Origin of the sequence: Shewanella cutis (genome assembly GCF_022410515.1) — a bacterium.
GTDB classification, from domain to species: domain Bacteria; phylum Pseudomonadota; class Gammaproteobacteria; order Enterobacterales; family Shewanellaceae; genus Shewanella; species Shewanella cutis.
The window spans coordinates 101,380-120,129 of record NZ_JACSDI010000012.1; the positions used below are offsets into that span (position 1 = coordinate 101,380).

The window sequence follows — 18,750 nt, forward strand, 5'->3', positions numbered from 1 at the left end:
TTTTAATGCAAAATTAATTAATCTTCAACAGTTCCACATCAAAAATCAGCACTGAGCCGCCACCAATTTTACCCGTGCTGCGATTGCCGTAGGCAAGATCGCTGGGAATAAAGAAGCGATACTTGTCGCCTTCAACCATCAGTTGCACCCCTTCGGTCCAACCTTTAATCACCCGATTCAGCGAGAAGGCTATCGGCTCACCGCGCTCGACCGAGCTATCAAACACTGTGCCATCAATTAAAGTGCCATGGTAATGCACAGTTACGGTATCGCTCGCCTTAGGATGAATAGTGCCAGAGCCTTGATTTAACACTTGATATTGCAAACCTGAAGCTGTGGTAACCACACCTTCTTTGGTTTTGTTTTGCGCTAAAAATTCATTACCTAAACGGATATTTTCCTGCGCTGCTTTTTGGTTGTTCATCGAGGTAAAGAAGTAAAAAATCACCCCAGCAATCACAACAACGGCAAGTAACATTTTCATTTTAAAGAGTACCTCAGTCAATTTTGGTCATGTTATCAGTTTTTTAGCATGCGAGGCTAGCGATGATCTCGTTCGCAGCAGTGGATGCTTCGCGTTACATTTTCTCACGCTTTAAAAGCACCTAAAGGCTTTATCCCGCTTTAGATATCGCTTAACCTGTGGCATTAGACTCGACAAAAACTCAATAAAAACAGATAAAAAGAATAAACAAGGACAGTCCTATGTTAACCAAAGCAGCAAAACCTCTGGTCAAGCTGGTCGACCGTTATTTACCCGATCCCTATATTTTTGTCTTACTCCTCACGTTGGTCGTGATGATATCGGCCGTGGTGGCCGAGCAAAAAACACCCCTGGACGTCATCAGCTACTGGGGCGATGGTTTTTGGGCACTGCTGAGTTTTTCGATGCAGATGCTGTTAGTGCTGGTGGCTGGATTTATGCTCGCCAGCTCGCCACCGATAAAAAAATTGCTTGATGCGATTGCTGGATTCGCTAAGTCTGCTCCGCAGGCGATTATCTTAGTGACATTGGTTTCCCTCGCTGCCAGTTGGATTAACTGGGGCTTTGGTTTGGTAGTCGGCGCGTTATTTGCCAAAGCGTTGGCCCGTAAGGTACGAGTGGATTACCGTTTGTTGGTTGCCAGTGCGTACTCGGGGTTTGTGGTTTGGCACGGTGGTCTTGCGGGTTCGATTCCGTTAACCATTGCCACTGCTGGGCACTTTGCAGAAGCACAGATTGGCATTATCCCTACCAGTGAGACCATTTTTGCAAGTTTTAACTTGCTGTTAGTGTTGATTTTATTTGTGGTGATGCCGCTGGTGAACCGCTTTATGTTGCCAGAGGATAAAGACAGCATCTATATCGACCCTAAGGCGCTTGAAGATGTGAGCAGTGAAGAGAGCAACACAGGACATGCGTCAAACGCGATGATGCGTCCCGCGGATAAATTAGAAAACAGCCGTTTACTGGGCTGGAGTGTAGGCGGTGCAGGGCTGGTGTACTTAGGTTATTATTTTGCGGTGCAGGGCGGCAGTTTAAACCTTAATTTAGTTAACTTTTTATTTTTGTTCCTTGCCATAGTGTTGCATCAAACGCCACGCAGTTTACTGCTTAGCCTTAACGAAGCGATTAAAGGCGGCGCGGGCATTGTGATTCAGTTTCCTTTCTACGCGGGCATTATGGCGGTGATGATGCAATCGGGATTAGCCCAAAGTATCTCCGAAGGATTCGTGGCCATTGCCAGTGCTGAAAGCCTGCCATTTTGGAGCTTTATCAGTGCAGGCATTGTGAATATTTTTGTGCCTTCGGGCGGCGGACAATGGGCGGTGCAGGCGCCGATTATGTTGCCCGCTGCTGAAGCTTTGGGCGCCGATGTGGCACGTGTTGCCATGGCCGTGGCTTGGGGCGATGCGTGGACCAATCTTATTCAGCCTTTTTGGGCGTTGCCTGTGCTGGCCATTGCCGGATTAAAAGCGCGGGATATCATGGGATTCTGTTTAATGCAGTTGATTATCACAGGGATCATTATCAGTATTGCCCTAAGCTGGTTTTAAGTACTGATATAGCTCAAAATTTCCCCGTTAAAAGAAGTAACTGTTAACGGGGCTAATTTTTTTATTGCGACGTCCGTGTTTTATCAATTTAACATGTGGCCGACATTTTGTTATGTATGCGCCTTGAATTGGCGCACCCAAGAGCTTTGGAACTGCTCAGTGCTTTGAAGCTCGTAGGCGCTCTAAAACTCATATCTTCGGGTTGATTGGAGATATGCGCGCTTTAAATCAATCTATTCATTACTCCGGTTTGGATCCCATATCCGAGCAAAGCCAAATTGGTTACCACTGTAAGCCAAAACAATTGGCGAAAGGCGGCTTTGACCGATTTATGCCGTAGTAAATGCTGGGCAAACAGTGCGCCGGGCCAACCACCGAAGAGAGACATCAGATGCAGGGTGCTCTCTTTGGTGCGCCAGCGACCTTTTCGTGCCGCCGATTTGTCGAAGGCGTAGGCGATAAAGGTGCATGAACTCAGCAGCAGATATAAACCCACAATCGAAAGCGGCAGCATATGCCACCAAGCGGCGCCGAATAACATCGCCAGAAAAACCAGTGCTAATAACAAAGGCATCGAACTCTGATGCGAGCGTGAAGCACTTGGCTTAGCCGTTCTCGATTTAGTCGCTTTGGGTTTAGCGGTTCTTGCCTGCGCAACTCTTGGTTTAGTCGCTCTTCGTTCATGTACTGGAGCTGATGACGTTTTACTGGCTCTTTTGTTGTTCATTGTTTGAGTTTACATGGCTACTTGCGTTGATGGACTTAAAGGCGAGTTGGCGCCAGAGTTTTTCGAGTGGCCCTTGGTTAAAATAGCGTAAATACAAGCTTGCGAGTAGCAATTGCAGTAGCGAGTAACCCAGCGCTATCGCCATATAGCCGCTTCTATCGAGTGTTAATAGTAACTCGGGGGCAAAGTGGCGAAAGATAAACACCCCGACAATGGATTGCAATATATACAGACTAAAGGCGAGTTTGCCGACATTTTGTAGTGGTTTTAGCACGCTCGAGCGGTTTTGGCAGATGCTAACTAGGATATGGATATAAATCAGTGCCATTGGAATGGCACTCAGCATGACAATAATGTCTGAAAACATCACCAGCATGGGGTTTTCGGTCAAACCTAAAAGGGTATCCATTGTGGATAAAACTAAGCTGGCTAAAGTGAGTTTGAGTAAGGTATTACGGTTAAATCCCTGTTCAAAGATGCCCTGTCGATAAAGTGCCATGCCCAGCAACATTAAGCCCGCCGTAAACCACATTAAGGTAAAAGGGAGCGCCAACGCCGTATAGCCCACTTGAATTAAATGCAACAGCAGTTGATTAGGGTAACTTGATGTCCAAGCACTGTATTGCTCGGCAAAAAACGCCGATTCGCGGGTAAAGAGTTCGTCACTACCGCTGAGGGCGAGCAAGCAGGTAATTACTAACGCCATGAAAATAAATATGTTCGCCTTACGCTTTTGCTCAGCAATGGTGGCGTCGCGGTAACAGAGCGCTAAAAAACCACTGATGCCATAGGTCAGTAAAATATCGCCCGACCAAATGAAAATACCGTGGATTAAGCCAAAGATAATTAACCATTTCAAACGTGAGCGCAGCAGGGGATAGGCGGCCAAGCCCTTGGCTGTAAATTTCTGATACTGGATGTAAAGTCCCACACCAAATAGCATTGAAAACAAGCTAATAAAGCGACCTTCAATAAAAAAATTGCTAAAGGTTTGGAGGATTTGATCCCAGAGCAAGGGAATTTGGTGGGGCGCATAGCCATAAAAACTAATCCCCATAAAGTAGATATTCATAAAAAATATCCCCAAGACGGCTAAGCCCCGAATCGCATCGAGGTTGGCATTGCGAGTACTTGGGATGGGCAGAGGGGCGGCGTTATAAACGGGTTGGTTATTCGCCAATATCTTCATTCCACAGTTGGGGTTTGGCTGCGATAAAATCGCGCATCAGTTGTTTACACTCAGCATTATCGACCACAGTTACATCAACGCCACGGGACTGGACATAAGCTTCAGGGCCTTGGAAGGTGACATTTTCACCCACCACTACTTTGGGGATGCCGTAGAGCAAAATAGCGCCACTGCACATATCGCAGGGAGATAGGGTCGAATATAAGGTGGCTTTTTGATAATCCGCAGCGCAGAGGCGGCCTGCGTTTTCAAGGCAATCCATTTCTGCATGGAGCACAGCGCTGCCTTGCTGAACGCGCTTATTGTGGCCACGAGCGACAATTTTACCGTCAATCACTAATACCGAGCCAATGGGAATACCGCCTTCGGCTAATCCTTGTTTGGCTTCATCAATGGCGGCCTGTAAAAATTCATCCATCTTGCACCCCAATTTAGGTTGTTTGGCTTAGCATAGCAGTGCGCAAGGTTTGGGCAAGACAACTTAAGTTGCTATTTTGCTTAACCATTAACCTTGGCTACTTGACGACTAATCTTGGATCGCTAGCGCTAACTTACTTTTTGCGGCTTTTCTGAAATCCATAATTTGATATGTCCCTTCACGACTACGACTCCTTGGGTGTCGTAGGCGGTGACGGGGACCAGCATATCGCCAGGCGCCCATTGCTCGGGCGTGACTTGGGCAACACATAAAATGTCGCTGCCCGCTTTGGCGGTGTAATCCACACTCATGCCCTTAGGGATCCAACGTAAATGGGCAGGTATCGAGGCTTCGGCCATCACGCCCATCGCCATTTCGAGACCATTACAAATCGCGATCACATGCACGGTTTTTATATGATTATGAACGGCATGACGTTTTTTTATCAGGCAGGCGCAGCGGTTAAGCTGTAATTCAGTAATCAATGGTTTGATGCTGCCAAAATAAGGCGCCATGCGTGACACCATCATTGAGAATATTTTCTGGCCAAAGGGTAATCCTTGGGTCTTGTGGTAAAGCGCAAGGACTTTATTGGGCTTGATGCTAGCTTCTGTATGGGTACTCATGTTTATCCTTCATCGGAGTGCAAACTTAGGTCGCTAATCTTAGGCCAGCGATGATGTGAGGTCTTATGGCTGGCTTATCTTTCCTGGTCGGATGAGTGTAACATTGAGATAACAATCATTGCCAGTCGACTGGATTAAGCAAACTTCATTTCGCGGTTTTTGCGCTAACACCGTATAATCGCGACAATTTGTTATTACAGACAAATCATATTGATTTAACAACAAGGACTCACAGTGAACTATTTGCTGACCTATTTTAAGGGAATGGCCATGGGCGCGGCCGACGTGGTGCCAGGGGTTTCGGGCGGCACTATCGCCTTCATTACTGGTATTCTCGATACCTTGCTTGAAAGCGTTAAGCGCATCAATCCATCCCTTTGGGGGGTGATTAAGTCGCAGGGGCTAAAAGGCGCCTTTGTGCATATCAATGGTGGATTTTTAGTGAGTTTATTGGCGGGGATCCTGACCAGTATTTTTACCTTCGCTAAGCTAATTTCTTGGTTGCTGGTGGCACATCCTATCCCGATTTGGTCGTTCTTCTTTGGCTTAATCATTATCTCCGTCGTGCATATGCTCAAGCAGGTTAGTGGTTTTACGCTGGCGCGTTTAGGTTTATTTGTGCTCGGCGTGTTGGCTGCTTGGGCAATTACTGTACTTAATCCGGTCGCAGTTGAAGCCAGTTACCTTAATATCTTTTTTGGCGGTGCGATTGCAATTTGTGCCATGGTGCTACCGGGGATCTCTGGCAGTTTTATCTTATTATTACTGGGGTTATATCCAGTCGTGTTAGCAGCAGCGAAAAATATCCAACTCGATATTTTGGTTTGTTTCGCCGCAGGGGCGGTGCTTGGCCTGTTAACTTTCAGCCATTTACTCTCGGCATTGCTGCGTAAATACCACGATGCGACAGTGATATTTTTAACCGGATTGATGCTTGGCACCTTGGGCAAAATTTGGCCTTGGAAACAAACCTTAACTTGGCAGACTAACTCCCATGGCGAACAAGTACCTTTGCTGGAACAAAATATTTCGCCGCTTAATTTTGAACAGGTTACAGGTCAGCCTTCACAACTGCTGTTCGCCATTGTCTGTATGTTAGCGGCTATCGCCTTAGTCTGGGGTTTGGAAAAGGTCGGTAGACGAGATTAGCCTTTTATCATTTCACCATCAAATTCAATAAAAGCAGCGAATATCGCTGCTTTTATGTTTTAAGGCTGATGGAATGTCTCGACTTTAGGGCAATGTCATTTTATCCCCGCTTTGGTTACAATCCCCTTTAGCGTACTCAGTCGCGTTATGTTCTAGTTAAAACTCAGTGAGAGTTTGTCGTTACGATAAGGATATAGTTGTGGAAAAAAAACAGGTCTCGTGGGTTGGCGTGGCGCTGGCAATTTTTGCCTTAGGGCATGTGGTTAACTTACTCATCGATAAACAGGATGCTGAAATATCTCCCGAATTAAAACAGCAAATTTCCGACACGATATTGGCGCACAGACCACCATCCGCCGCGAATAATGTATTAACGACTACTCCGAATAATCTTCAGGTAACTGACGAGTCGACCAAAATTCCTATGCCGGCTCAGTTAGCCCAAGTGAGTCAAATCTACAGTAATCTCGGTGCATTTGCGGCGCTCAAGCAAGATGGCACTGTGGTGGCGTGGGGCGATCCTGATTGTGGTGGTGATATCAATAATGCCGCAGAGCCTCTAGTCAATGTAAAGCAGCTATACGCGTCGGAGAATACCTGTGGTTTTGCGGCCTTAACCCGTGATGACAAACTTATACCCTGGGGGATAGGGATGAAGCTAGTGCTGACTGGTGTTCGTTCTTTTGTGTTGGCAGAGGGGCTTTATGCGGCCATCAAACAAGATGGTAGTGTCGTCAGTTGGTCTAACCTGGATTCAACTCCTGCTGAACTGATCTCGGGTCAATATGCTGCGCCTGCAATGACCAATATTGACACTGTGTTGATTAACAAAGGTGCCTTTGCTGCCTTAAAGCAGGGGGGAGCAGTAGTGACCTGGGGCGATGCTGCTTATGGTGGCGATAGTCGCCACGTGGCCTCTGAGCTTAACCATGTCGATTTGCTCTATGCCAACAATAATGCCTTTACCGCGAGGACGGCGACAGGGAAATTAGTGTCTTGGGGCGGGCTTAGCGATGATCAAAAAGGCCGCGAACAACTGGCAAAGCTCAGCCAATTAGCGCCTGCCGTGAAAGTTGTCAACACTGATTATGGGTTTGCGGCGTTGCTGGCGGATGGTAGTGTATATTCGTGGGGTGAAGGCGAATTGACTGAGCATCATGTCGCGTTTCCAGCTCGATTGTCTACCACAAACCGCGCCAATAAAGTGATTGATATTTATGCAAATCATGGTGCGTTTGCCGCCTTAACCATCAGTCGTCAATTGTACGTATGGGGCAGTAAATTCAATGGTGCTGATACGTCAGTCCTACAGAATAAGTTGCAAGATGTGCAAAAGGTTTATCCCTTTGAGGAAGGCTTTGTCGCACTACGCAGGGATAATACCGCGATTGCTTGGGAAGGCTGGGAATTGGTAGGCAAGCAACCGCGTTATCAAGAAGTCACTCAGGTAAACAAAGTGGTGACCTATGAGCGGGAGTTTGCCTTTTTAAAGCAGGATGGCACTGTAGTCGATGGCCACTCAGGACCCAAAACTAAAATCACCCAAGCAACGGATATTTTCCCGACAGGCTTAGGGTTTACGGCTAAGCGCCAAGATGGCTCGGTTGCGGTGTGGATGGGAGATAATCCAGCGCTGACAATTGATAAACAAGCCGTTGATTTGAGCCAAATGCGCGACATTCGTAGCAATTTGCTTGATGCCATTGCGTTAATGGCCGATGGCACAGTGCAGGCATGGAATATGATGGGCTTTAGCGGGCAAGCTGCGCAATAACCAGCACAAACACAATAAAACCAAAGGGCTAAGGTTATTTACTCCTTAGCCCTAGTCAAGCGAAGCTTTCAGCTTGATTAGCTTTGATTTCCCGCAAGTACCGATAAATCGAATGCACTGAAATCCCCAATCGAGTGGCGGCCACTTGGGCGCTGTCCTTGAGTTCAAAAATACCTAATTCATGGAGTTGATTGACGATTTCGCGGCTCTTTTGTGAAGCTGAAATCGCGGGATTAGCGCGCACCTCATGGTTGACACTGTCGATGGTGCTATGGAGTGCCTCATCGATATTGCGGGCAAACACCTCGGGCGAACTGGTGAGTTCACTGCCAAGGAGTTGCTCTGGCATCATGCTGCGCAGTACTGACTGCAGTGGCGCGTCCATATCGGTATTAATGCACAGTAGCCCAATCGGCAGATTTTTGGGGTTACGGATCACCGTGGTGATCGATCTTAATGTCTTGCCATTGGCGCATTTTGTGAGATATGAGTTCGAAATATCCTGACCAGTTTTGAGCTTGATCAAGGCAAGGTTGGTAATGGGCGCACCCACTTCACGGCCTGTGACATGGCCATTGGCGATTTTTATTACCGAAGGATGTTTAGCATCTAAACTGTGCAGCACCACCTCAGTGTGCTCGCCATACATGGCAGCAATCCCATCGACGATATTTTCGATGGATTTGAGTATATCCAGATCGCTTTGGGTTAATTCTTGCAATTTCACTCTTTTGGCCTTTTCATCAAGTACTTATCACGGATAAGCATTTTATTCCGACATGATGTTGATAATGGTGACATCCGTGGATGACATGCCGTTAAGTACCATTTTGCCAATGTTCTTAATGGTTTTTTCAACATGATTGGCGATGATGCCTTGTCCTGACACGTTCTGGCTGTTGAGCGCCATTAAGAACGAACGAACTGCCGCACTTGAAGAGGTGCTCACCTTCATGGCGCAGGAGGCTTTGGCGCCATCACACACCATGCCTGAGCTATCGCTGATCACGTTTTGAATCGCAAAACAGGATTGCTCGAAGCTGCCGCCTGCTAAATACACCATCGCCATAGAGGCCGCTGCGCTGGTCACCGTATTACCACAAAATGCCGATAATGGCGGGTAGTGGGACTTAATATAAATCGCCCCTAAATGGCTCATAATTAAGGCGCGCGCCAGTTTTTCTTCACTGACTTTATAACACTGAGCGGTGATCACCACCGGAATCGTGGCCGCAATCCCTTGGTTACCACTGCCTAAATTGCTCATGGCGGGCAGATTCGCGCCGCCCATACGTGCATCTGAAGCCGCCGCAGTCAGCATCACTATTTTATTGAGTAAGTCTTCGCCAATAATCCCCGCGGCAATACCGTTTTTCATGGTGCGGCCGACTTCCAATCCATAGGGTTTGGACATACCTTCATCGGATAATTTGCTATTTAACTCAGAGGCTTTGAGGATAAATTGGATTTCTTCGAAGGGCACTTCTTGGGCGAAACGGTAAATCGATTCAATGTTGATATCGACACCATCACAGATAGACCCCGTCGCCTTCGCTTGAGCGTTATCCGCAGTGAACACTAACTCACCATTTAAGCGTTTTTCTGCAATTAAGGTATGTCCGCCACAGATTTTCACCATGGCCTCTTGCTCTCCGGAGGTTAAGGTCACGCAGCAATAAATAAACTCATCGGTCTCGGTACGCTCAACTTTTACCTTTGCAGCATCAATCAAGGCCTGAGCCTGTGCAACTTGCTCGGGGGTAACGCTGGCAAGCACTTCTAAGCCAGCATCGGCATTCCCGGCTAGAGCGCCCGCTGCCGCAGCAATCGCTAGGCCGATTTTACCCGTGCCAGGCACATATACGCCCATTGAGTTTTTATAAAGATTATCAGAGACCTGCACCGCAATTGAATCAGGATCATCATTTAACAATGTACGTGCTACCGCGGCTGCGTAAGCCGCAGCAATGGGCTCAGTGCAGCCTAAAGCGGGTTTAACGACTTGATTGATGATTTGAATATACTGCTGCCATTGGGGTTTCATCGGGCTACAACCTTACAGATGCTTAATCGTTAACGTGAGCGATGGCTTCGATTTCCACTTTGACACCCAGTGGAAGATCCTTCACCGCAAAACAGCTGCGCGCAGGGCAGTCGGTTTTAAAATAAGTTTTATAGACTTCATTAAAGGCGGCAAAGTCACTGATTTCGCTTAAATAACAAGTGGTTTTAAGCACTGTGTCAAGGCTGCCGCCGCCAGCTTCGAGTACGTATTTAAGATTCTCAAGGCATTGCACCGATTGCTCGCTAATGCCACCGTCAACCACGCCACCTTTGTCTTTGCATACTGGCAGTTGCCCAGAGGTGAAAATAAGATTGCCATAGCGAGTCCCGTGGGAATACGGACCGATAGCGGTAGGAGCGCGCTCTGCATGAATAATGTTTTTCATCATGAATTACCAAAGTCTAAATTTGCAACATTATTTGCATTTTTAGTCGATAGAGCAATCGTTATTACAACTATTTTTTAGCGCGCGATATGTGGCTTTGATTTTATTTTCAATTTATCAATTACTTGAACTTATCTGCGGTAACTGTTGACGATTTGCCACTTGATATTGGACTCAACTGAATTTGCATCCGATGTTAGCGCATGTTGATTTTTGCAGTTCAACAGTTGGGCGCTGCTGACAAGTGAGTACGTGGTAAGTGATAAATAAGTAAAATCCCATCGACCATATTGCGATGTGCTCAATCTGTATGGCTTTATAACGAGTTAAACGATGTGCTTTCAGGCTTTTTTTAACTTGATTGTGACAAAATGTCGCAATCTCGTGCGTTGTTTCACGCTTTTATGTGCTTGCGAATGGATTTCTCACATCTCGATTTCATTCTCATTCTCTGTGCTCTTGAGGTCCGGATGGGAGTTTCTATAATGCTTGCCAATTACTTTAGTTGTCTCTTTTTTGCTAATGCTAGGGCGTGTTGACGTTTCAGGGGGCGTCTGGCAAGCCCTTGCTCTTACTTTCTGTCATAAGAGCAGCTCCTCATTTGAGTAGTATAACGACACATCATTCCTCGTTTCGCGAGCACGAGCTTGCTAGAACGAACAAAATTTAATCTCGAAACGTCAACACGCCCGAATAAGGAAGGAATACCGAATGCAAAGACGTGATTTTTTAAAAGGTGCAGCAATTCTCTCGGCAGCAGGAACCGTTATGCCAGTATTGGCTGCCTTAACACAGACGAGTGCCGTGACAGATAAAAGTGTTGGCCGTCGCCGTTTTACCTTAACTAATACCTATCAATTAGCAGCGCCAGAAGGCTCATCAGGCGTGGTGAAGTTATGGGTGCCATTGCCCGAAAATACGGCTTTTCAACAGGTTGAAAAACTTAACTTTAGCGGCACTTATCAAGATGCTTATATCAGTGCCAATAACCATTATGGCGCCAAAACCCTGTTTGCCACGTGGCCCGATGCCAAGGGCGAGATGACCCTAACGCTAGAGCTAGTGATTGAAACCCAAGATTGGGAACCCCTTAAAAGCGGCGAGTTAAGCCATTATCGCGCGCCAGCAAAACCTGAGTATCCTGCTGAAGTGGCCATCTACCTTAAGCCAACCAAGCATATGCCCGTCGATGGTATTGTGAAGCAAACCGCCGATAAGATTGTGGGTAAAGAGACCGAACCACTCAAACAAGCACAACTCATTTATAACTGGGTGAGTGCCAATATGTACCGTGATAACAGTGTGATAGGTTGCGGTAATGGTGATGTGGCTGCGATTCTTGAAAGTGGCAAACTCGGTGGAAAATGTACTGATATCAACTCAGTGTTTGTGGCGCTGATGCGCGCAGTGGGTGTGCCAGCCCGTGAAATGTTTGGCATTCGTTTAGGCCAAGCCATCAAAATGGGTAAATACTCCAAAAAAGCCTTTGGCAGTGCCGACGAGAAAGGGGTTGCCGATGTTACTGGTGGCCAACATTGCCGTGCCATGTTCTACCTTGCTGGTTATGGCTGGTTACCCGCTGATCCTGCGGATGTGACTAAAATGCGCCTCACCGAGAACAAGGAACATAGCGATCCTGCAGTGCAAGCGGTGAATGACTACCTATTTGGTAACTGGGAAATGAATTGGGTAGGCTTTAACTATGGCCGTGACTTTGACTTATTCCCCGCCGCAGAGCAGACTCCACTCAACAATTTTGGTTACCCTTACGCTGAAGTGGATGGCGACCCTGTAAATTACTATGAGCCAAAAGTATTTGCCTATGACTACAAGTCAAGCGAGCAGCGTTAAACCGCTGCTTGCCACCATGGCCGCCGCAGTGATTGCGGCGGTCGCCTCCAGCCTTTGCTGTATTGCGCCCTTAATCTATTTAGTGTTTGGCGTATCTGCCGCGGGGCTGTCGGGGTTATCGAGTTTAGGTTGGTTACAAGTGCCTATGTTTATCCTGTCAACCGGTCTGATTTTGCTGGGTTTTTGGCGTTTATACTTTGCTAAAAAACCACTCTGTACTGGCAAGTTTAGCCGAGGACAAATGTTGCTTATCTATTGGCTTAGCGTGCCGATTGTGCTGGCCTTTCAGCTCTATCCTTTTGTTTTACCTTGGCTACTAGAGGTGTTTGAATGAAGCCACTATCACGTATCACAGGATTGACTCTATTAGTCATCACATCATTGGGATTTACGCCCTACACTTGGGCAGACAATCTGTTGGTCACACTCGATGTTAAAGGCATGACTTGCCCATTGTGCGTCACCGTCGTCAATCAAGCCCTGCGCAAAACCGATGGCGTGATCAAAGCCAAAGCCAATCTGAAAACCGAGCAAGCGGTAGTGACAGTCGCTGAGGATTATAACCTCGACAATCTGCTAAAAGCTGTTGATGCCACCGGATATAAAGGCAGCATCAACAAGGTCGAAAAGCAGAGTTGAGAAGCTTTTAGCCGTTCGAGTGAATCGTTAGTACAGGCTAATCTTGGCTTTCTAGAACGGCTTTTAAGCGCGCAAAGGTTTTCATTGAGTCCGTGGCTAACATCGTTTGATACGCTGGATTTTGGGCATGTAACTCATATTGATTCTGTGCTGTTTTTCTAACAACGCGGAGCAAATACTGGTTATCACCCGTATCGTCTTGGGTTTCAATTGCCATGGTCAGGTTTGAGATCGAGCCTGCGCTCTCTGGCGTGACCCATTCCAGCAGCAATAAATCGCCATCTTGAATTGGATTTTTACCCCCATTCATCGAATTGCCCGATGCGGGGGCTACAAAGTGCCGTTTGGGATCAAGTAAACCGTAGCCAGAAGGAACGCAATAGTGCTCGGCATTTTGTGCTGAACCGTGCTTAAAGTGGCCACAGGCGATTTTCAGTTCAGGATAGAAGGGTAACAATGTTCCTTCTGTTGATGGTGTTGACTCAAAAGGTAACACCTGCGCCAGTGGTTTTGCTGTCGTGTTGGTATTTTTGGTGTTGTTAGTGCTGGCATTGCTCGTGTTCACCGTGGCTTGTTGCTGCGGGCGCTGCACATATTGTGCTAAACGCAAATCGACTAGCTCTTGTACCCAATCATGCAGCAGTTCGATATCCGCTTCATCTATTGCAAATGTAGCCACAAAACGCTGCATAGCGTCTATTTGAAACCACGGCGGTGTTTTACTGTTGGCCTTTGTAAAAGCCTTAATTGGATTGTCTTTCCAATAAGTTAGCCAGCCTTTATCCTGAGCCTTAAATTGTTTGGCGGCCTGCGTTAATTCCTGCGCCATTAAATCGGGTCTGCGACAAAATACGGCATGGCTACGCTCAGCAAGTGCCGCAAGCGTGGGCGGATTGCGTAAACCATCAAGTTCGAGCAGGGCTTCGAGCAAAATGGCTTTGAAGGATTTTGTCATGGTGGTGGTTTCAACTCCATGCAGCAAAAAATCACCATAACGCGTCACCATGTCCGAGAAGCGCGACTCAGCCTCTTGGCTAGCGACAAGGTGGAACCAGCTTTGTGCTTGTTGACGCACTTTATTCATCTCAATGCCGTGATGGTAAAACTCGCTGGCGGTGGGACGATGGGCTAACTGGTTTGCAAGTTGTTGATATTCTTCTTGTACAGAAAAGCGCAACCGTTTAACTAAGCTTTGCCAAAACTCAATCAGTTCCAGATCAAAATTGACATGGCAACCTTTGGGCAGCGTGTTGACTTGATTGAGATTTTTTAATACTTCCCGCAGACTGCCAAGGTTGTATAGCGTTGTAGGCCGATTTAAAAATGACTCGTGATTACCAATAAAATCAAGCACAACCAGTTTTTGCTTTTGGGTTTGATGGCTAAGACGCAAGCCTCTACCTAACTGCTGCAAAAACAGGATTTTTGACTCGGTTGGTCGGATCATCAAAATGGTATCAATCGCTGGCAGATCCGTGCCTTCATTAAATAAATCGACAGAGAAAATAACCTCGATACGTCCTTGCGCTAACCATTGCAGTGCTTGATTACGGCGTACTTTTGAATCGCTGTAAACGGCGATGGCGTTAATGCCTTTGTTGGTGAAATACTTCGCCATAAAGTCAGCATGTTTTTTGGAGACACAAAAGGCTAAGGTGCGACTTTGCTTACTTTGTTGCCAATGATGCAGAACATGGGCTGCGCGGTGTTGGGTGGCAAGGGCATTATCCAAAGTATCGGGATCAAACTTGCCGTTTCGCCAAGGGATGTCTTGATAATTGACCGCTTGATCGTAAATGCCGTGATAATCAAACGGCACCAGCAATTTCCCATCAATGCCATGCACTAGATTGCGTTCAAAGACTAGGTTGTTATCGCATAAGCTGAGGATATCCGCTTGATCCGAACGCTCTGGTGTGGCGGTTAAACCAAGGAGAAATTGGGGACGAAAATAGGCCAGCAGTTGGCGGTAACTTTTGGCTGCCGCGTGATGGAATTCGTCCACCACAATATAATCGAAATGATCGGCAGCAAAGCGCTGTAGATGCTGTTGCTTGCCAAGGGTGGCTACCGAGGCAAAAAGATAGTCCGCCTTTTCATCTTGATTCAAGCCATTGTACGAACCTGTTTTTGCCTCAGGCACTAATTGATTAAAGGTCTTTTCCGCTTGAATAAGGATTTCTTCTCGGTGGGCAACAAACAGTACCTTTTTGGCCTCAGTTTGCAGGGTATCAAATGCGGCTAACCAGGTTTTGCCCATGCCCGTTGCCAGTACCACTAATCCTCTGGTGAAACCCTGTTCACGGCTCGCCTTCAGTGCTGCTAATGCCTCCATTTGTACGGCATTGGGCGTGGGTGGCTCGATATGTTCTTGTTCTTCGTAAAGACTAACGGCGGCAATACCCCGTTGCTGCTTCGTGTGCTGGTAGCGACTAAGGTAGCTGTCGATCCACACATGGGTCAGCGACTGACTCTGATTGTGGTTAAAAATCGCCTCAAACTGCTGACGGATATGGGCAAACTCAAGCGCCGCGGGTGAGGTGAGTGGCAGCTCAAAATCATGGCGTAAGGCCCATTCATGGCTGTGTAATAAGGCAGTTTTACTGATGTTATTAGAGCCAATCCATGCGCAACCTTCGATTATTTCATCCTGCTCGCTACGGATAAAAATGTACGACTTCATGTGAAAGCTTTGCTGGCCGCACACAAATATTTTGCATTTGGCACCACGTTCGGCCAGTAGCATCAAACGGCGCAGGGCAACAGGATGGCTGATGCAGAGATAATCCGACGTTAGCAGTTTTAAGCTCGCACCACTTTGTAATGCATCAAGCAGCGGATCAAACAGTAAATCGAGACCTGACGGTTGGATAAAAGAGACGGAAATTTCGATTTCACTGGCGTGATTAATGGCTTGAATAAGCCTTGGTAGCAAGGGATCGTTTGCCCCGCCGTAGGACAGTTTTTTGCCTGAGTAGAGTGAGGTTTGTTGTTCTATCATGGTTTACCGCTTAAGGAGTACTGCATTGAGCCACTGTTCGTTTTCACGTCCTACGCGTAAATCGGTTGTTAGCCAGACTTTATCAATCACAAGTGGCGAACCAGTTAATAGCTCGGCTAAGAGTGCTTCATCACAGTGGGTAAAGCTGCGGCCATCACGTTCGACTTCACCCTGTCCATATTTGAATGAACAGTAAAATGCACCGCCCGATTTCAACATACTGGCAAGGTGCGCGAAGGTATCTGGTAGTGAGGCTTTTGCGACATGCAGCAGCGAGGCACAGGCCCAAATACCGTCATATTGCTGAGTCGATGTGAACTGCATAAAGGTGGCAACCCTAACAGGCTTGCCGAGCAACTGCTGAGCGAGCGTGGCAAGAGCTGCACTGGCATCAAAGGCATCGACGTGAAAACCAAATTCGATCAAACGTTTACTGTCTCGACCTGAGCCGCAACCCGCATCAAGCACGTTGCCACCTTTCGGTAAGTAAGGGGTAAATTGTTCAAGTAGGGAGGAAGAGTCAACTTCTACCGTCGAGGCATAAAACGAGCTGGCGTTCTGGTTATAAAAATCGATGGACATAAAGACTCCTTATCAGCCTGACGATAGTAGCGTTTTAGTCTTTATTGTTCAATGCGTTAGAAAGTACGATGTTCAGCCTGATAGCTTGAAAGGACGAGTATTATAAGGGATTGGTTGATGTTAAGGAGCGCGCTGGCGGGCTAATAACAAGGGGTTAACAGGTGAGTGTTAACCCCTTTTTTGAAGCGTTTTACTTCAGTTTTTTAAATCATTTTTTGAAGAAGGCTTCGTTGGTGCCGTATGGGCCTAAGTTTAAATCGCGTTTGCGGATGGCATCTACGCGGTCAAAGGCTTCTTCGGCCACGCGTAGGTTTTTAACATCTTTACGCCAGTAGTATTTAAATCCATCAAAGTGCGCGTTGTTCGGATACCAGTAAAACACACCTAAACCTTCTTTATTGAGGATTGGGGTGTTGTGGATATGGGCACCTGGAATATAGAAGTATTGACCTTTGGCCAGTGTTTCAAATTTATTGTTTGCCAGTGTTTTACTGGTGCCGTTGACCACGTAGTAACACTCTGGTTGACCGTGGAAATGTGGCTCATGGTCTGATTTCAAACCATTGGTGATACCGATAACCATTGGGCTGTCTGAGAGTTCTTTCCAGATATAACCCACAGGTGAGTTTTTAGGATCGCAGTTTTTGGCTTCGAGTACGTTACCGTGGTCATCCAAGGTTTTACAAAAACGTTGGTCTGCGGCAATGCTGTCATTGGGTTTGATGGTGTTAAAGTCGATTTTGCCTGCTTCCCAATCGGCAATGTAGGCCTCGATTTCAGGGTTACGGCACTGCTCTGGCATGGTGTTTTGCGGCACATAGGGCGTGCTGTCGTACGGCACTGGCGTCATTTGTTGATAGGGTAGTTGCGCGTGGTTACATTGTGGACCTTGAGCCATAACAGCTGTAGAAGTCAGTGCGGCTAATCCGAAAAGCATTTTTAATTTCATCATTCCAATCCTATTTTTAAATCGCTTAATGGCAATATTGTGTTGGTTATTTTGTTACATGACTAACAATAAAGTGATTGGTTAATGGTAAAGGTGAATTGGATCACGGCATGTTTTGAGTGGCAAACTTATTCGTGACTTTACTCGCGAATAATCTTACCGTCCGAGTCGTTTTAGAGCTGCAATTGTATGCTTAACTGCGCGTAGTTGGACTTTCCCTGCTGCGCATTGGGATGAGCAGAGCTGTTGTGATCCTCAATTTGATAGCGGCCCAGTTCAACACCTAGGGTGAGTGCTTGGGTTAAATTGGTAAACAGATTCACACCAACGTGGCTGCGATCCGTTTGTTCTCTCTCTGTGCTGGTGTGCCCAAAAAATACGCTCGAACGGGTGTAGTCAGTCCAAAAGTGCCTGTAGGCAAACATGGCAGACGTCGTGGTTTCTAATTCTCCTTGGATGATATCGCGCGCGGCATCGGTGCCGACATAACGACCTAGGTGGCCGTAATGCAATTGCAGACGCAGATCATCTTGGCCAAAGGTAAAGAGTTTGGCGGCAAGGGAGAGCCCGCCAGCCCATTGCGACGTGCCCGCTGGATCTAAATAACGCACTAAGCCCGAGATAGACACATTGCCCCACTCGCCGGATTGGTTGTAGCGGGCAATCATGTCTGGGATGTAATCATGACTGGTATCAATCCAGTCAGGTTTGGCTGCTGTGGCGTTGGTTATCCCATCGGTTTGGGCTTGGGTGCCATAGGTGTAGGGATTTTCGAGCGCGAATTGCCATTGTTCGGTGCTATAGCGGATAAGTGCTTGTCTTACCATGGCTTGTCCAACTAATGGCCCTCCTAAATCGGCTGTTTCGGCAAAGGTACTGGTATTGACTAAGGTTGACCAAGTTTGTCCAGCGGTGACGCCTTGATAACCGATATAGGCATGCCTAAGTCGTGGACTGTAGGAGTTGGAGATTATCGGATTCCCTTGGCTTGAGCCGACAAAATCGATTTCAGCAAAGGCTTTGGCTTCATCGGTGTTGAGCGACAGGTTAAAGCGGCTTTCTTGGGCGCCAAATTGGGTGCGTTTGCTGTGCTCGACAACCTTGCCTCCGCCTGTCCAACTGTCTTGAAAGGCCACGTTGCCTTCAACAAAGCGGGTGTTGGCCTTAATAAATCCGCCTAACTGCACATCGGCGGCATACAGGGAGGATGAACAGATAAAATAAACGGCAAGTGTAGGTAAAGATTGTAGTTTCATCGTTCACTCTATGGGGAAAACGTAAAAAAAAAGCCCTAACGAATAGGGCCAAAAAGGTTGAGCAGTTTAAAACGGCAGGGAGGAGGGACGTCCTAAACTGCG

General features: G+C 47.0%; 18 protein-coding genes. 6 read left to right on the forward strand and 12 right to left on the reverse strand.

Annotation, left to right across the window (positions count from 1 at the left end):
* Positions 1 to 13 precede the first annotated feature (13 nt).
* The gene (bamJ, locus tag H9J30_RS15420; RefSeq protein ID WP_240131789.1) at positions 14 to 484 is read right to left on the reverse strand and encodes a BamJ family beta-barrel-assembly machinery protein; all 471 of its coding nucleotides are present in this window, start codon (positions 482 to 484) and stop codon (positions 14 to 16) included.
* Between the two features lie 221 nt (positions 485 to 705).
* On the opposite strand from bamJ, the gene H9J30_RS15425 reads away from it, so the two are divergent.
* Positions 706 to 2,037 carry a short-chain fatty acid transporter gene (locus H9J30_RS15425; protein WP_240131790.1) on the forward strand — a complete coding sequence of 444 codons (1,332 nt, stop codon included), beginning with the start codon at positions 706 to 708 and terminating at the stop codon, positions 2,035 to 2,037.
* A gap of 223 nt (positions 2,038 to 2,260) precedes the next feature.
* Here H9J30_RS15425 and H9J30_RS15430 read toward each other — a convergent pair whose 3' ends face one another.
* From H9J30_RS15430 to H9J30_RS15445, 4 genes are all read right to left on the reverse strand, one after another.
* Positions 2,261 to 2,764 carry a DUF1294 domain-containing protein gene (locus H9J30_RS15430; protein WP_240131791.1) on the reverse strand — a complete coding sequence of 168 codons (504 nt, stop codon included), beginning with the start codon at positions 2,762 to 2,764 and terminating at the stop codon, positions 2,261 to 2,263.
* Positions 2,742 to 3,944, reverse strand: a complete 1,203-nt coding sequence (locus H9J30_RS15435) for a DUF418 domain-containing protein (RefSeq protein ID WP_240131792.1) — start codon at positions 3,942 to 3,944, stop codon at positions 2,742 to 2,744. Before H9J30_RS15435 ends, H9J30_RS15430 begins: the two co-directional genes overlap by 23 nt.
* Positions 3,934 to 4,371 (reverse strand): nucleoside deaminase, encoded by a 438-nt coding sequence (locus H9J30_RS15440; RefSeq protein WP_240131793.1) that lies wholly within the window; start codon positions 4,369 to 4,371, stop codon positions 3,934 to 3,936. Before H9J30_RS15440 ends, H9J30_RS15435 begins: the two co-directional genes overlap by 11 nt.
* A gap of 128 nt (positions 4,372 to 4,499) precedes the next feature.
* The gene (locus H9J30_RS15445) at positions 4,500 to 4,997 is read right to left on the reverse strand and encodes a hotdog fold domain-containing protein (protein ID WP_240131794.1); all 498 of its coding nucleotides are present in this window, start codon (positions 4,995 to 4,997) and stop codon (positions 4,500 to 4,502) included.
* Between the two features lie 234 nt (positions 4,998 to 5,231).
* On the opposite strand from H9J30_RS15445, the gene H9J30_RS15450 reads away from it, so the two are divergent.
* Positions 5,232 to 6,146, forward strand: a complete 915-nt coding sequence (locus tag H9J30_RS15450) for a polyprenyl-phosphate transporter (RefSeq protein ID WP_240131795.1) — start codon at positions 5,232 to 5,234, stop codon at positions 6,144 to 6,146.
* A 199-nt stretch (positions 6,147 to 6,345) separates the two neighbouring features.
* Positions 6,346 to 7,920, forward strand: coding sequence for an RCC1 domain-containing protein (locus H9J30_RS15455; RefSeq protein WP_240131796.1), 1,575 nt, complete (start codon positions 6,346 to 6,348; stop codon positions 7,918 to 7,920).
* Positions 7,921 to 7,975: 55 nt separating this feature from the next.
* Here the strand turns inward: H9J30_RS15455 and H9J30_RS15460 are convergent, their stop codons facing one another.
* The 3 genes from H9J30_RS15460 to H9J30_RS15470 are packed head-to-tail and all read right to left on the reverse strand — an operon-like array spanning position 7,976 to position 10,370.
* Entirely contained in the window at positions 7,976 to 8,647 is a 672-nt protein-coding gene (locus H9J30_RS15460; RefSeq protein ID WP_240131797.1) for a helix-turn-helix transcriptional regulator, read from the reverse strand.
* A 42-nt stretch (positions 8,648 to 8,689) separates the two neighbouring features.
* On the reverse strand, positions 8,690 to 9,964 hold the full coding sequence (locus H9J30_RS15465; protein ID WP_240131798.1) for an L-cysteine desulfidase family protein: 1,275 nt from the start codon (positions 9,962 to 9,964) through the stop codon (positions 8,690 to 8,692).
* 22 nt (positions 9,965 to 9,986) lie between these two features.
* A complete protein-coding gene (locus H9J30_RS15470; protein ID WP_240131807.1) occupies positions 9,987 to 10,370 on the reverse strand; it encodes a RidA family protein in 384 nt (127 codons plus the stop codon).
* 711 nt (positions 10,371 to 11,081) lie between these two features.
* Here H9J30_RS15470 and H9J30_RS15475 point away from each other — a divergent pair.
* From H9J30_RS15475 to H9J30_RS15485, 3 genes are read left to right on the forward strand one after another with little or no spacing between them, the layout of a single operon-like run.
* Positions 11,082 to 12,221 (forward strand): transglutaminase-like domain-containing protein, encoded by a 1,140-nt coding sequence (locus H9J30_RS15475; protein ID WP_240131799.1) that lies wholly within the window; start codon positions 11,082 to 11,084, stop codon positions 12,219 to 12,221.
* A 16-nt stretch (positions 12,222 to 12,237) separates the two neighbouring features.
* On the forward strand, positions 12,238 to 12,555 hold the full coding sequence (locus H9J30_RS15480) for a hypothetical protein (RefSeq protein ID WP_345796067.1): 318 nt from the start codon (positions 12,238 to 12,240) through the stop codon (positions 12,553 to 12,555).
* A complete protein-coding gene (locus H9J30_RS15485; RefSeq protein ID WP_240131801.1) occupies positions 12,552 to 12,860 on the forward strand; it encodes a heavy-metal-associated domain-containing protein in 309 nt (102 codons plus the stop codon). Before H9J30_RS15480 ends, H9J30_RS15485 begins: the two co-directional genes overlap by 4 nt.
* Positions 12,861 to 12,897: 37 nt before the next feature.
* On the opposite strand, the gene H9J30_RS15490 is transcribed toward H9J30_RS15485, so the two are convergent.
* From H9J30_RS15490 to H9J30_RS15505, 4 genes are all read right to left on the reverse strand, one after another.
* On the reverse strand, positions 12,898 to 15,861 hold the full coding sequence (locus H9J30_RS15490; protein WP_240131802.1) for a DEAD/DEAH box helicase family protein: 2,964 nt from the start codon (positions 15,859 to 15,861) through the stop codon (positions 12,898 to 12,900).
* A gap of 3 nt (positions 15,862 to 15,864) precedes the next feature.
* On the reverse strand, positions 15,865 to 16,443 hold the full coding sequence (locus H9J30_RS15495; RefSeq protein WP_240131803.1) for a class I SAM-dependent methyltransferase: 579 nt from the start codon (positions 16,441 to 16,443) through the stop codon (positions 15,865 to 15,867).
* A 208-nt stretch (positions 16,444 to 16,651) separates the two neighbouring features.
* Positions 16,652 to 17,395, reverse strand: a complete 744-nt coding sequence (locus tag H9J30_RS15500; RefSeq protein ID WP_240131804.1) for a cupin domain-containing protein — start codon at positions 17,393 to 17,395, stop codon at positions 16,652 to 16,654.
* 170 nt (positions 17,396 to 17,565) lie between these two features.
* On the reverse strand, positions 17,566 to 18,648 hold the full coding sequence (locus tag H9J30_RS15505) for a hypothetical protein (RefSeq protein ID WP_240131805.1): 1,083 nt from the start codon (positions 18,646 to 18,648) through the stop codon (positions 17,566 to 17,568).
* Between the last annotated feature and the right edge of the window lie 102 nt (positions 18,649 to 18,750).